This is a genomic window from Desulfosporosinus sp. I2, assembly GCF_000960765.1.
Lineage (GTDB): Bacteria > Bacillota > Desulfitobacteriia > Desulfitobacteriales > Desulfitobacteriaceae > Desulfosporosinus.
On the sequence record NZ_JYNH01000044.1, the window covers coordinates 1 to 12,978 of the forward strand.

Annotated in this window: 16 protein-coding genes and 1 pseudogene; all 17 read right to left on the bottom strand. The window is 44.6% G+C overall.

The features are described 5' to 3' along the window. Nucleotides 1-537, bottom strand: a pseudogene (locus tag UF75_RS11785) (UDP-N-acetylglucosamine 1-carboxyvinyltransferase); the annotation flags it as partial. Nucleotides 538-645: 108 nt separating this feature from the next. Continuing rightward, the gene (locus UF75_RS11790) at nucleotides 646-1,152 is read right to left on the bottom strand and encodes a hypothetical protein (RefSeq protein WP_242860210.1); all 507 of its coding nucleotides are present in this window, start codon (nucleotides 1,150-1,152) and stop codon (nucleotides 646-648) included. A gap of 420 nt (nucleotides 1,153-1,572) precedes the next feature. After that, entirely contained in the window at nucleotides 1,573-1,983 is a 411-nt protein-coding gene (locus tag UF75_RS11795; RefSeq protein ID WP_045574802.1) for a F0F1 ATP synthase subunit epsilon, read from the bottom strand. 3 nt (nucleotides 1,984-1,986) lie between these two features. Further along, complete coding sequence (atpD, locus tag UF75_RS11800; protein WP_045574803.1) at nucleotides 1,987-3,384, bottom strand: F0F1 ATP synthase subunit beta; 1,398 nt, start codon at nucleotides 3,382-3,384, stop codon at nucleotides 1,987-1,989. 36 nt (nucleotides 3,385-3,420) lie between these two features. After that, complete coding sequence (gene atpG, locus UF75_RS11805) at nucleotides 3,421-4,266, bottom strand: ATP synthase F1 subunit gamma (protein WP_045574804.1); 846 nt, start codon at nucleotides 4,264-4,266, stop codon at nucleotides 3,421-3,423. A 24-nt stretch (nucleotides 4,267-4,290) separates the two neighbouring features. Next, the gene (gene atpA, locus UF75_RS11810; RefSeq protein WP_045574805.1) at nucleotides 4,291-5,799 is read right to left on the bottom strand and encodes a F0F1 ATP synthase subunit alpha; all 1,509 of its coding nucleotides are present in this window, start codon (nucleotides 5,797-5,799) and stop codon (nucleotides 4,291-4,293) included. 4 nt (nucleotides 5,800-5,803) lie between these two features. Next, on the bottom strand, nucleotides 5,804-6,370 hold the full coding sequence (atpH, locus tag UF75_RS11815; protein ID WP_045574806.1) for an ATP synthase F1 subunit delta: 567 nt from the start codon (nucleotides 6,368-6,370) through the stop codon (nucleotides 5,804-5,806). Continuing rightward, on the bottom strand, nucleotides 6,367-6,861 hold the full coding sequence (gene atpF / locus UF75_RS11820) for a F0F1 ATP synthase subunit B (protein WP_045574807.1): 495 nt from the start codon (nucleotides 6,859-6,861) through the stop codon (nucleotides 6,367-6,369). The genes atpH and atpF overlap by 4 nt, the downstream gene beginning before the upstream one ends. A gap of 112 nt (nucleotides 6,862-6,973) precedes the next feature. Continuing rightward, nucleotides 6,974-7,204 carry a F0F1 ATP synthase subunit C gene (gene atpE / locus UF75_RS11825; protein WP_045574808.1) on the bottom strand — a complete coding sequence of 77 codons (231 nt, stop codon included), beginning with the start codon at nucleotides 7,202-7,204 and terminating at the stop codon, nucleotides 6,974-6,976. 94 nt (nucleotides 7,205-7,298) lie between these two features. Next, nucleotides 7,299-8,075, bottom strand: a complete 777-nt coding sequence (gene atpB, locus UF75_RS11830; protein ID WP_045574809.1) for a F0F1 ATP synthase subunit A — start codon at nucleotides 8,073-8,075, stop codon at nucleotides 7,299-7,301. Continuing rightward, entirely contained in the window at nucleotides 8,044-8,415 is a 372-nt protein-coding gene (locus tag UF75_RS11835) for a hypothetical protein (RefSeq protein WP_045574810.1), read from the bottom strand. The genes atpB and UF75_RS11835 overlap by 32 nt, the downstream gene beginning before the upstream one ends. Beyond that, complete coding sequence (locus UF75_RS11840) at nucleotides 8,402-8,632, bottom strand: AtpZ/AtpI family protein (RefSeq protein ID WP_045574811.1); 231 nt, start codon at nucleotides 8,630-8,632, stop codon at nucleotides 8,402-8,404. Before UF75_RS11840 ends, UF75_RS11835 begins: the two co-directional genes overlap by 14 nt. 188 nt (nucleotides 8,633-8,820) lie before the next feature. Then, nucleotides 8,821-9,945: a UDP-N-acetylglucosamine 2-epimerase (non-hydrolyzing) gene (gene wecB, locus UF75_RS11845; protein WP_045574812.1), complete on the bottom strand. Its 1,125-nt coding sequence runs from the start codon at nucleotides 9,943-9,945 to the stop codon at nucleotides 8,821-8,823. A 53-nt stretch (nucleotides 9,946-9,998) separates the two neighbouring features. Then, on the bottom strand, nucleotides 9,999-10,463 hold the full coding sequence (locus UF75_RS11850; protein ID WP_045574813.1) for a cytidine/deoxycytidylate deaminase family protein: 465 nt from the start codon (nucleotides 10,461-10,463) through the stop codon (nucleotides 9,999-10,001). After that, nucleotides 10,460-11,089: a uracil phosphoribosyltransferase gene (gene upp / locus UF75_RS11855; protein ID WP_045574814.1), complete on the bottom strand. Its 630-nt coding sequence runs from the start codon at nucleotides 11,087-11,089 to the stop codon at nucleotides 10,460-10,462. Before upp ends, UF75_RS11850 begins: the two co-directional genes overlap by 4 nt. A gap of 12 nt (nucleotides 11,090-11,101) precedes the next feature. After that, a complete protein-coding gene (glyA, locus tag UF75_RS11860; RefSeq protein ID WP_045574815.1) occupies nucleotides 11,102-12,358 on the bottom strand; it encodes a serine hydroxymethyltransferase in 1,257 nt (418 codons plus the stop codon). Between the two features lie 21 nt (nucleotides 12,359-12,379). Next, the gene (locus tag UF75_RS11865) at nucleotides 12,380-12,949 is read right to left on the bottom strand and encodes a TIGR01440 family protein (RefSeq protein ID WP_045574816.1); all 570 of its coding nucleotides are present in this window, start codon (nucleotides 12,947-12,949) and stop codon (nucleotides 12,380-12,382) included. Nucleotides 12,950-12,978: the final 29 nt, after the last annotated feature.

Sequence of the window (12,978 nt, forward strand, 5' to 3'; positions counted from 1 at the left end):
TGTGCCTTGAGCCATAGAAGCTGCCATCATAATGTTTTGAGTAGCTCCAACGCTAGGGTAGTCCAAATATATACGAGTGCCTTTTAAACCTTTGGTAGAAACATCTAAGAACCCGTGATCCATTTTGACCTCTGCTCCCAAAGCCTCTAAACCCTTGAGATGCCAATTGATGGGACGTGACCCAATGGCGCAACCACCAGGGTGCGAAATTCGGACATGACCTTTACGGGCAAGTAGCGGTCCCATCGTGACAATAGACGCCCTCATTTGAGAAACAAGGTCGTAGGGTGCCTCAATACAATCTATCTCACGGGCTAGGATGTAAAGAGTTGAGCCTTTTCGCTCTACTTTTGCACCCAACGCCGAAATAACTCGATTCATTATATTAACATCTAACAAATCCGGAGCGTCATCTAGTTGAATAGGTTCCGCACAGAGTAAACTTGCCGCTATTATGGGAAGTACGGCATTCTTGGCCCCACTTACTGTGATCGTTCCTTCAAGCGGTTTGCCGCCTGTAATTGTGAGCTTACTCAAATTCTGAAGACACCCCCTGTTCTAGTACTGATTACTTTTCGACTTGTTTATATTCTCCCTGGAAGGGTATTATTCCTGCTTTAATTCGACTTTTTTCTCCTGATGGCTCTAGAATTCTTTCAGCAAAACTGGAATTGCTAAAACAGTATTTCCATCAGTCATTTCTCCACGACTAAGAAGTTGAATATTTATCCTGTCTTTTCCAGCTAAGATGTTCGTACCTATATTTCTCTGGTACCCAGCGATCGAAACCAGGTTATCTAAGAGAAACCATTGTGATGGAAGAGTATTCGTGTGACTTAAGTAGGCTGAAATATCAATTGCCTCAGGAACTCGTTCATCCAAATAGATTTGTATACCATTTTTTTTAAGAACAGGAGCCATGGCCGTATACCAAGTATAGATCATGCTTTCCTCAGTTTGATTAATTACACGATTTCCAGTTAGAGTTGCAGCAATATTACCACTATTTGTCTGCTGCTCTTTCTGTGTCCATATCCAATCAGGCATCGGAAATTGTGTCATTATGTCAATGGGTATAGTCCCATCCTCACTCCAAAGTAAAACGCTAACCTCAGCACCTCTAGCCTGTACCATTCCGGAATTTAATAACAAAGGCGCCTCCGAATTAGATGTAGGTGCGGGCTGAATGCTTTGCAAGATGCACTCAACAACAAAGGGCTTAAATCCAATTAGCAGAAGGCAACTTATTATCACAATAAATAGATGCCTTTTGAATATATAAGATTTCGTAAGTATTAAACCCATAAACATTATACCTCTTTCTCAACTATATACACTTCTTTAGTTTTACCAAATAGTGAGAAAGCTAACATGCTTGCTGATGATTTTTATTCTACTTGGCCCCTTGTTTAATCAAGAAAACTTAGCGGGTGCCAAGCGCTATAGTTAAGCATTCCTATTATTTTCCAGGCTGTATAAAAAAGAAAAGGGTCCAAATAGGAACCCTTTTCTCGTTTAAACACTCACGTTTATAATGAATCATATCGCAACTTTACTTTCAACGTACAATGTTTATTTGTTGTCACTAGCTGCACTAATTCGAGCAGTTGCTCGTCGCAATGCATACTCCGCACGTCGAAGGTCGATTTCGTTGATCCGTGGTGATGACAGGCGTTTCAGAGCACGTTCTTTAGCTTCTACTGCTCGAGCGAGATCAATCGCTTCACCTAGTTCGACAGTGTCCGCAAGAACCGTTGCAGCATTATCAATGACTTCAACAAATCCGCCCGCAATTGCCGCACGCTTGACATCGCCATTGAGTGTGTAGCGTATGACTCCGATATCCAAGCCTGCGATTAAAGCTGAGTGATTCGGCAAAATTCCTAATTCACCTGCTCCGCCAGGAAGAACAACAAACTCAACATCTTCTTTCAAGACGTTCCCTTCCGGAGAGACTATTTGGAGTGAGAATGTTCCTGCCATGGATTATTCCCCCAATGTCTTGGCTTTTTCGATCACTTCTTCTATTGGTCCAACCATCAGGAAGGCGGCCTCAGATAAGTGATCGTATTTTCCATCCGCAATTTCTTTAAAGCCACGAATCGTGTCTTTCAAGGGTACATATTTTCCAGGCGAACCCGTAAATGCTTCTGCAACATGGAACGGTTGTGACAAGAAACGTTGAATTTTCCGTGCTCGGAAAACAATCAGTTTTTCCTCTTCTGAAAGCTCATCCATACCGAGAATTGCAATAATATCTTGCAACTCTTTGTATTTTTGAAGGATTTGCTGAACCTGTCTTGCCACAGCATAATGTTCTTCTCCTAAAACTAAAGGAGAAAGGATCCGTGACGAAGAATCCAAGGGGTCCACCGCTGGGTAAATCCCGATTTCAGCAATTGAACGGGATAAAACTGTTGTTGCATCCAAATGCGCAAACGCTGTAGCCGGAGCGGGGTCTGTCAAGTCATCCGCTGGTACATAGATTGCTTGTACAGAAGTGATCGACCCTTTGCGAGTGGAGGTAATCCGCTCTTGGAGTTGACCCATTTCTGTAGCCAAGGTAGGCTGATATCCAACCGCAGACGGCATCCGACCGAGCAAGGCCGAAACCTCAGAACCTGCTTGGGTGAATCGGAAAATGTTGTCAATAAAGAGTAGCACGTCCTGACCTTGATCATCACGGAAGTATTCAGCCATGGTTAGTCCTGTTAAGCCTACGCGGAGACGTGCGCCAGGAGGTTCGTTCATTTGACCGAACACCATAGCCGTTTTGTCAATAACGCCAGACTCTTTCATTTCGTTCCAAAGATCGTTTCCTTCACGCGTACGTTCTCCAACACCAGCAAAAACGGAAAGTCCGCCGTGCTCTTTAGCAATATTATTGATTAGTTCCATGATTAGAACTGTCTTGCCTACACCGGCACCCCCGAAAAGTCCGATTTTTCCGCCTTTAGAGTACGGAGCTAGTAAGTCAATGACCTTAATTCCGGTTTCCAAAATACGAGTCGAAGGCTCTTGATCGGCAAACGCCGGAGCGGGTCGATGAATCGGATAATGGGTATCAGACTTGACTTCTCCACCGTTGTCAATAGGCAATCCTAACACACTCACCATTCGCCCCAGCGTTGCGGGGCCCACAGGTACCGTAATTGGTGCCCCAGTGTCGATTGCTTCAATACCCCGTTGCAGCCCATCCGTAGAGGACATAGCAACAGTACGTACTGTGTTGTTTCCGAGATGTTGAGCTACCTCTAAAGTTATGTTAAGGTTCTGCTCAGGAACCTTAATCTGAATGGCGCTATATATTTCCGGCAGTTGGTCGGGCTTAAACTCAACGTCAACTACCGCTCCCAAAACTTGCAAAACCTTGCCGATATTCACAGGCGCGAAACCTCCTTTTTGGGTATTTCCAGCAGCTTATTCTAAGGAAGCTGCTCCCGAGACGATTTCGGATATTTCAGTCGTGATCGCCGCTTGTCGGGCTCTGTTCATGGCCAACGACAGCTTATCAATCATGGTCTTGGCATTATCCGTAGCCGAACTCATTGCCGTCATTCGAGCCCCTTGCTCACTCGCTTTTCCTTCTAGTAACGACCTAAAGATCAGCGTTTCAACATACTTCGGCAACAGACTGTTTAAAATGTCTTCAGCAGACGGTTCAAAGATGTACTGTTTGCCTTGTTTACCTTCAGGTTGATCGATCGGAAGTAATTTGATTTGCGAGGGCCTCTGGGTCATCGCTGAGACGAATTCAGTATATAAGATATACACCTCATCTGCTTCGCCCTGCTCATAAAGGCGAACCACTTCCTGGGCAATCTCTTTGGCCTGGCTATAACTCGGGTCATCCCCAAGTTTCGTATACTCAGCCAAAAACTCAATTTTACCGCGTCGGAAGAAATCTCGACCTTTGCGGCCTACAGTCACCAACTTAACCGGCTGCTGTGCTTCGGCAATTAGTCCACTGGTCTTACGAATGAGGTTTGCATTGTACCCTCCGCAGAGACCACCGTCCGATGTTATTAGCACATAAACTACCTTTTGCACTGGCCTTTTTTTCAAGAGCGGATGGATAACATCCACGGGAGCCTGCGCAAGCCGTTCCAAGACCCCTTGCAATTGGCGGGCATAGGGGCGGGCAGCAATAAGTTTTAGTTGGGCTTTTCTGAGTTTGGCCGCGGAAACCATTTTCATCGCCTTAGTGATCTGCTGCATATTCCGAACGCTGCGAATCCGACGACGAATATCTTGTGTTCCTGCCACCTCGTTCACCTACTCCTTTTTATTCTAGGCTAAAAATCCCTGCTTGAACTCATTAATCGCTTTTTCAAGCTCGGCGATCATTTCATTTGAGAGCGCCTTCTCAGTTCGAATTTTTTCCAACAGGTCAGCCTTCACGGAGCGCATGAAGCGCAGGTATTCTACTTCGAATTTCCCGATCTTATCCAGATCAATTTCATCGATAAATCCTTTAACTGCCGCATAGATAACGACGACTTCTTCCTCAACTGGGGAAGGTGAATACTGGCCCTGCTTGAGAATTTCCAGGGTCCGCTGACCACGCGTAAGTCGCATTTGGGTGACCTTATCCAAGTCAGATCCAAACTGAGCAAAAGCTGCCAACTCACGATATGAAGCGAGATCCAAACGAAGTTGTCCTGCGACTTGCTTCATCGCTTTAATTTGAGCAGAACCCCCTACCCGTGAAACGGAAATACCGACGTTAATGGCAGGCCGGAAGCCGGAGTTGAAGAGGTCAGCTTCAAGGAAGATCTGACCATCTGTGATGGAAATCACATTCGTAGGAATGTAAGCTGACATATCCCCTGCTTGAGTCTCGATCACTGGTAGCGCTGTCATTGACCCACCACCTAGTTCATCTGACAGCTTCGCAGCACGCTCCAATAAGCGAGAGTGAAGATAGAAAACATCTCCAGGATATGCTTCACGACCGGGAGGACGTTTTAGCAGTAGTGATAGTTCACGATAAGCTACCGCTTGTTTGGAAAGATCATCGTAAACAATCAGGACATGCTTGCCATTATACATGAACTCTTCGCCCATAGCACAGCCAGCATATGGAGCAATAAAGAGCATCGGAGCAGGTTCAGATGCGGTAGCTGCTACCACGATACTAAAGCCCATGGCGTCATGGTCTTCCAACGTTTTTACTACGCTGGCAACAGTTGACGCTTTTTGTCCGACTGCAACATAAATACAAATGATGTCTTGTCCTTTTTGGTTAATGATTGTATCAATGGCCACTGCAGTTTTACCAGTTTGACGGTCACCAATGATCAACTCACGCTGACCACGACCAATAGGTACCATGGCATCAATAGATTTAAGACCCGTTTGCAAAGGTTCGTGAACGGATTTCCGGGCAACTACCCCGGATGCTATGGATTCAATCGGACGAAACTTAGTCGTCACGATTTCTCCTTTGCCATCGATGGGTTGTCCCAGTGCATTAACGACTCGGCCTATTAAAGCTTCGCCCACAGGGACTTCCACAATCCGACCTGTTCTCTTGACTTGGTCACCCTCTTTAATTCCTAAGAAAGACCCAAGAATAACGCAACCAATATTGTCTTCCTCAAGGTTCATGGCCATACCATAAACGTTGCCGGGAAACTCTAAAAGCTCACCAGCCATGGCTTTTTCTAGACCGTAAACACGAGCGATTCCGTCTCCAACCTGGATAACTGTCCCCACATCGACGATATCGACAGACGTTTCATAGCCTTCAATTTGTTGTTTGATAATAGAACTTATTTCTTCTGGACGCAAGTTCATCCTGTTATTTCACCCCTACTTCCTGAGGTTTCTCTGAGTTTCTACGTAACTCCACACGCATTCGGTTTAAAGCATGGGCGATGGTTCCATCCATCACGCGATCTCCAACCTGCACAAGAACCCCACCAATGAGTTCGGCTCTTACTTCGCTTATAATGCGGACGTCTTTCCCTGTCATTCGTTTAATGGCGTTCTTAAGATCGCCAAGCTGAGAAGCACTCAGTTCAATAGCACTAGCTACTTTAGCTTCTACGACTTGGCGTGCTTCATCCGCCAGCCGAGTAAACTCATGTTGAATAAGCGGTAAGAGACTTTCCCTTTTCCGGTCAATCAACAAGTAAAAGAAACGACGCGTAACATCGCCGAAATCTTCTCCCAATAACTTTTCCATGATGGATTTCTTGACGCTGAGTGAAATATGCGGATGAAGCAAAACTCCTTTAACCTCTGCATTTTCTTCTACCAGCTTTGTCAGTTCCCTTAAATCGCTATCAATCGAATCAAGGGACGTCTCGGAGGCGATTTCAAACAAGGCTTGGGAGTACCTTCGAGCAAGTGATCCATTTATCATTGCATTTCCCCTACTTCTTGAATGAATTGTTCTATGAGCTCTCCTTGACCCTTCATGTCAAGTTTCTGACGAATGATTTTCTCAGCCACCATGACGGACAGTTCGGCGACTTGTGCTCTAACTTCGGTAATCGCCCGGTCACGTTCACGTTCAATATCCACAAGGGCAGATTTCTTGATCTTTTCTGATTCTTCATGAGAAGCTGCTAAGATTTCCTTCGCGCGGACTTCACTCACCTTTGTGGCCTTCGCGATCACTTCTTGAGCTTCTTGGCGGGCTTTATGCATTTCTTCTTGGTATTCGTGTTTTATTTTCTCAGCCTGTTGACGTTCATTCTCTGCCTGAGCAAGCATGGATTCAATATGGCTCCGCCGTTCTTCCATCATTTTCATGAGCGGACCCCAAGCTTTTTTGCTAAGCAGCCAAACGAGCAACAGGAAAGATATGACCGTAGCCACTACAGTAAAGTCAAATTGTATAGGATTCCCCAACGGTCTACCCCCCTCTCGAGTCCGATTGACTTCGGGATGATTCTTTTCAAGGGGGAACTCGCGTTCCCCCTTGAATTAAGATGGGCCGTATGCCTTAGCCCAGTACACGAACTTACTTTGTAAACATGAGTAGCAGGGCAACAACCCAGCTAAGGAGTGGCAAAGCCTCGATCAAACCAACACCGATAAACATGGTAGCTTGCAATGATGCTTTGGCCTCCGGTTGGCGAGCAATGCCCTCCACCGTTTTACTAATAACATTACCATTACCAATTGATGCACCGAGGGCCGCTAAACCAGCAGCAATCCCTGCACCAAGTGCAGCAGCAGCAGATACGTCCATGGGATTTCCTCCTTTCTTGTTTCCAATAATTGATAAGTATTATTCCCTCAGTGAGCGTCAAGCAGCACTGAAAACTAACTTAGAATCAAACTGTTTAATGTTCAGAAGCTGTGACCGCTTGTGATACATAAGCTGTGGTCAACACCGTGAACACGTAAGCTTGAATTGCTCCGATAAAAATACTAAAACCTAGCCAAACTGACATCGGAAGAATTCCTGGCAGAACCCATATTCCTGGCAACATCAGGATAACCTTGAGTAGAACTTCACCGGCAAAGATGTTTCCGAAAAGACGGAAAGCGAGCGTTAATGGCTTCGAGATCAAGTCGATAATATGAAGGATCGCCATCACTTTAAAAGGTTCTAAAAAGTGTTGGAAATAATGGACTCCCTTAGTCTTAATACCCAAGAAAACGACTAAGATAATGGTTAACAAGGCTAAAGCCGCAGTAGTGTTGATGTCTGCCGTAGGCGACATCAATAAAGGCCCCTCGAAAATCATGTTCAATTGGGCAAATTCAACATCAAAATGTTCTAAAAGATTAAACGTGAAATTCGGAATGAGGCCAAGTAAATTGGAAAAGAATACAAAGATGATCAATGTTACTAAATAAGGTAGCAATGGGCGCCCCTGCTCATAACTCATATTGTCAGAGACAAGGTTTTTAACAAAATCAATAATCCATTCTAAGACGTTTTGCATTTTACCGGGTTTACCACTGGTTAAATGACGAACCCCTAGATAGCAAAAAATTAAAATAGCGGCCATTACAATCCAGGTCATGATCAACGTTTTGCCATGAAATGTCATAAACCCTAAATGCCATATAACTGTTTCTTCATGCACTTCTTTTATCACCCCTTTCTCCATTAATTTTATTTATTGCCACAATGATAAAGGATATTATCACTCCTGTAACAATCCCTATCGCTAGACTGAAAAGCCAGCTCGCCTGAAAACGAGCTACTGCTACGACAACGAGAGTAACCATCCCTAAGCGAGACATTAAATTGCGTCGCATTCGCCTAAGTGCAGAACGGATATCCAATTCGGAGCTACGCAGTGTTTCATGATGAAACCATAAGGTATAGCTATATCCTACCCAATATCCTAGCAAACTACCTAGAAAAGATTGCTGACCTGTTACGGCTATCACAAGCAATATGCAAGAAGTGCCACTAAACAAGGCAATAAAGCTACTTTTTATCATCCGCTGCTCCTAATCTTTTTAAAGTGACGACCAGGTAGCTCCCTCCGAGTATAAGCCCTAATAGCATTAATAGGATCGTAAACCATGGTTCTGTTCCCCAGCGGGAATCTATGTACCGTCCAAGGAAAAATCCTCCTCCAACCAAACCGGCCAGAGAAGTTGAGATAGTTGAGCCAACTGCAATTGCTTTCTGCCATGTTGCTTGTTCTTTAGCCATCTTCACTCCGTTCTAAACTTATGTAGAAAATAGGCCTTCCAAAAAAACATCCTAAAATTTTATTGCTAGAAATGGCATATAAATCAATCATTACACATTTTTACAGTTTACTCTATTTAATATATTAGCATACTTTTGCAGGACTTTGTGCTTTTTTTTACAGCATTGAAGAATTTTATGTCCACACGTCAATGTTCCTTAATAATCGAGGCAATTCGACTTGCTGCACACCCGTCTCCATAAGGATTACTGGCCATTGACATCCTATCATAGGCAACTTGATCACTCAAAAGACGCTTTAGCTCCAAATAAACACTCTCGTACTCAGTGCCTACAAGGGATACTGTTCCCGCTTCTACCGCTTCAGGTCGCTCTGTTGTGTCTCGGACCACAAGTACTGGAATTCCAAGCGACGGTGCTTCCTCTTGAATTCCTCCTGAGTCTGTCAAAATTAAGTGCGACCGTGCCATTAAGTTAACAAAAGGCTCATAATCCATGGGTTCTACAAGATTTACTCGTGGATGAGACCCCAAAACCTCTGTGACGACTTTTCGTACCAAGGGGTTTTTATGAACTGGAAAAATCACCTGTGTATCCGGAAATAAATCAAGTATATTCTTCAAAGCCTGATAAATCTGGCGCATGGGTTCGCCGAGATTTTCCCTGCGATGGGTTGTGACTAGAATCGACCGTGTATTACTCTGTTTAAGAATCCTCTCGATACTAGGATCCGAAAAATTGTACTCTGGCTTCACAGTAGCTAGCAACGCGTCAATAACCGTGTTGCCCGTCACAAAAACTTTTTCAGGAGCTATTCCTTCGAGCAAAAGATTTCTTCTTGCTGTTTCCGTAGGGGCAAAATGATAATCTGCTAGAACGCTTGCTAGTTTTCGGTTCATTTCTTCTGGAAATGGTGAATACTTATTTCCTGTTCGAAGCCCGGCTTCTACATGCCCTACGGGGATTTGGGCATAAAAGGCAGCAAGAGCCGCCACAAACGTAGTGGTTGTGTCTCCATGTATCAGTACAAGATCTGGGAGTTCTCGTTGAAAAACTTCCTTAAGCCCGTTAAGGGCTCGAGTCGTGATTTCCGTTAATGTTTGCCCCTGCCTCATAAGGTCTAGATCAAAATCAGGGACAATTTTAAACAACTGAAGAACCTGATCTAACATCTCACGGTGCTGAGCTGTCACAATAACTTGACAGAATAGTTCATCCTTCTGTCGAAGTGCTTGGATCACTGGCGCCATTTTTATGGCTTCCGGACGGGTTCCAAACACTACCATCACTTTTTTTCGCTTTATCACGTTCATACTTCCTTCTACAGAAATCAATCAGAGATTAAAGGGCAATCTATCCTATCACATTAGAGCGTCTCTTCCGTAAATTGCACTATTTCTAACCCTGCTTCTCTCGACATTTCGAACGCTAGTTGATCTGGATATGAATAAGTATAAATCACACGTTTTATTCCCGCATTAATCAACAATTTTGTGCATAGAACACAGGGCTGATGGGTGCAATACAGATCAGCACCAGAAATAGCGACCCCATGCTTTGCAGCCTGTACCAAGGCATTCTGTTCTGCATGCACAGCGCGGCAGATCTCATGACGTTCCCCTGAAGGAACGCCTAAGTTCTGCCGTAAACAACCTACTTCCTCACAATGTTGGAGTTTAGAAGGACTCCCGTTATATCCTGTACTCAAAATTTGTTTTTCCTTAACTATTACTGCTCCAACCTGACGACGTAGGCATGTCGAACGGCCAGCCACTACTTGGGCCATTTGCATAAAATAGCTATCCCAGCTTGGGCGAATATGTGTCATCATTTTGTTCCAAACAGCCGATCTCCAGCGTCCCCAAGGCCCGGTACAATATAACCATGCTCATTTAAGTGTTCATCTACTGCCGCGATAAAAATGTCAACATCACTATGGGCTTTTTGAACGGCTTGAATTCCTTCAGGAGCTGCAATAAGGCACATTAGTTTGATATTCTTAGCACCTCGATCTTTTAAAAACCTAATTGCCGCTGCTGCAGAGCCCCCAGTTGCCAGCATAGGGTCGATTACAATAAGATCACGTTCCGCGATGTCACTTGGTAACTTGCAATAATACTCCACAGGCATTAGAGTCTCTGGATCTCGGTAAAGACCCACATGCCCAACCTTTGCAGCAGGAATTAAGCGAAGCATTCCATCGACCATCCCTAACCCTGCACGTAAGATCGGAACTAACCCGACTTTTCGACCTGCAAGCACTTTACTTTTTGCGATTGCAACCGGTGTCTTAACTTCAATTTCCTGAAGAGGAAAATCACGAGTAACCTCATAGGCCATTAACATCGCGACTTCCTCTACCAGTTCCCTAAATTCCTTCGAGCCTGTTTTCTCGTCGCGAATCAGGGACAGTTTGTGTTGAATTAGAGGATGATCAAGTACCTGAAGCTTTGCCATATTTCGGTTCTCCTAATCTAAATTTGTATATAAGGGAAACTCAGAACATAGGGTACCGACAATTTCCCGCGCTTTTTTCAGTTTATCAGGTTCATGGTGGGAGGTCAAGGCAAGGTCCATTGCTTCAGCGATTAGCTTCATGGCCTTAGTGTCCATACCACGAGTCGTTACTGCTGGCGTACCAAGGCGAATTCCACTTGTGATAAAGGGACTTGCAGTATCAAACGGTATCGTATTTTTGTTAACCGTAATGTCCACTTCATGCAACATTGTTTCAGCTTCCTTACCCGTCAGCTCTTTGGTCCGAACATCCACAAGCATAACATGATTGTCGGTTCCACCTGAAACAATTCGGAACCCTCGATCTATCAAGGCTTGGGCTAAAGCTTGCGCATTTTCCACAATTTTAGTTTGGTATTTTTTAAAGTCAGGCTGAAGTGCTTCGCCAAAAGCAACTGCTTTTGCAGCAATAACATGCATCAAAGGCCCCCCCTGAATTCCAGGGAAAATTGCCTTATCAATTGCTTGAGCGTGCTCCGCTTTACAGAGAATTAATCCTCCACGAGGTCCTCTTAATGTCTTATGGGTAGTAGAAGTCACAAAATGTGCATAGGGAATAGGAGAGGGATGTAAATCGGCCGCCACGAGCCCAGCGAAGTGCGCCATATCGACCATTAAATAAGCTCCCACTTCATCCGCGATTTTACGCATTAAGGCAAAGTCTATAATCCTTGGATAGGCGCTTGCTCCCGCAACAATCATCTTCGGATGATGTTGATGGGCTAATTTCCGAACTTGATCATAATCTATCCGTTCTGTTTTCGGATCAACTCCATAAGGAACAAAATTAAAATAAACTCCAGAAATATTGACCGGGCTCCCATGAGTTAAGTGTCCACCGTGGGATAAATTCATGCCAAGTACCGTGTCCCCAGGTTTTAAGAACGCAAAATAGACTGCCATATTGGCCTGGGAGCCAGAATGGGGCTGAACATTAGCATGTTCAGCACCAAATAGTTTCTTAACGCGTTCACGGGCTAAGTTCTCGACCACATCAACATACTCACATCCACCGTAATACCGTTTTCCCGGATATCCTTCGGCATATTTGTTGGTTAATACAGAACCTTGGGTTGCCATAACCGCTCGACTGACAAAGTTCTCGGAAGCAATCAGTTCTATGGTCTTGGTTTGACGGTTCTCTTCTTGCGAAATTGCTTTTGCGACCTCCGGGTCTTGGGGTTCTAGCCATTGACGAATATAATCCATTTTGTTCACTCCTAATAAAAATTATTTGCTTTCATCATATATGGCCCGGGGTCCGCCGATCAGACGTGGGCGGGTGCGTGCTAAGGTTAAATGGGCTTGCCCTAGGTCTTTTACATGGATGCGAATGGGTATGGCCACCGGGCGCAGGTGCATGCCGATAAATGTATCTCCTACGTCAATTCCAGCGTGCCCTTGAATCCGTTCTACCATAAGTGGGGAAGAGAATTTTTCCCAAGCCTTTACGGTCATTGCGCCTCCAGCATGAAGGGAGGGGAGTACAGTAACCTCTTCTAATCCATAATGAGTTACGCAAGCCTCTTCTACGACTAAAGCCCGATTGATGTGTTCACATCCTTGAACCGCTAAGAAAATCCCCTGCTGTTTAACTCGTTCTAGTAAAGGAGGAAGCAAGACCTCAGCAACTTCTAAACTGCTTCCTTGTCCGATCCGATGACCGATCACTTCACTGGTGCTACACCCTAAAACCAGAATTTGTTGGGGGCGCAAATTTGCACTTTGGAAAAAGGCATCTAGTACACTGTCCCAAACTTTAGCTAACTCTAGTAATTTCTCTGTAGAAAAAATATCCACGTAAAAGAGATTCCTCCTCTCCTTTGAAC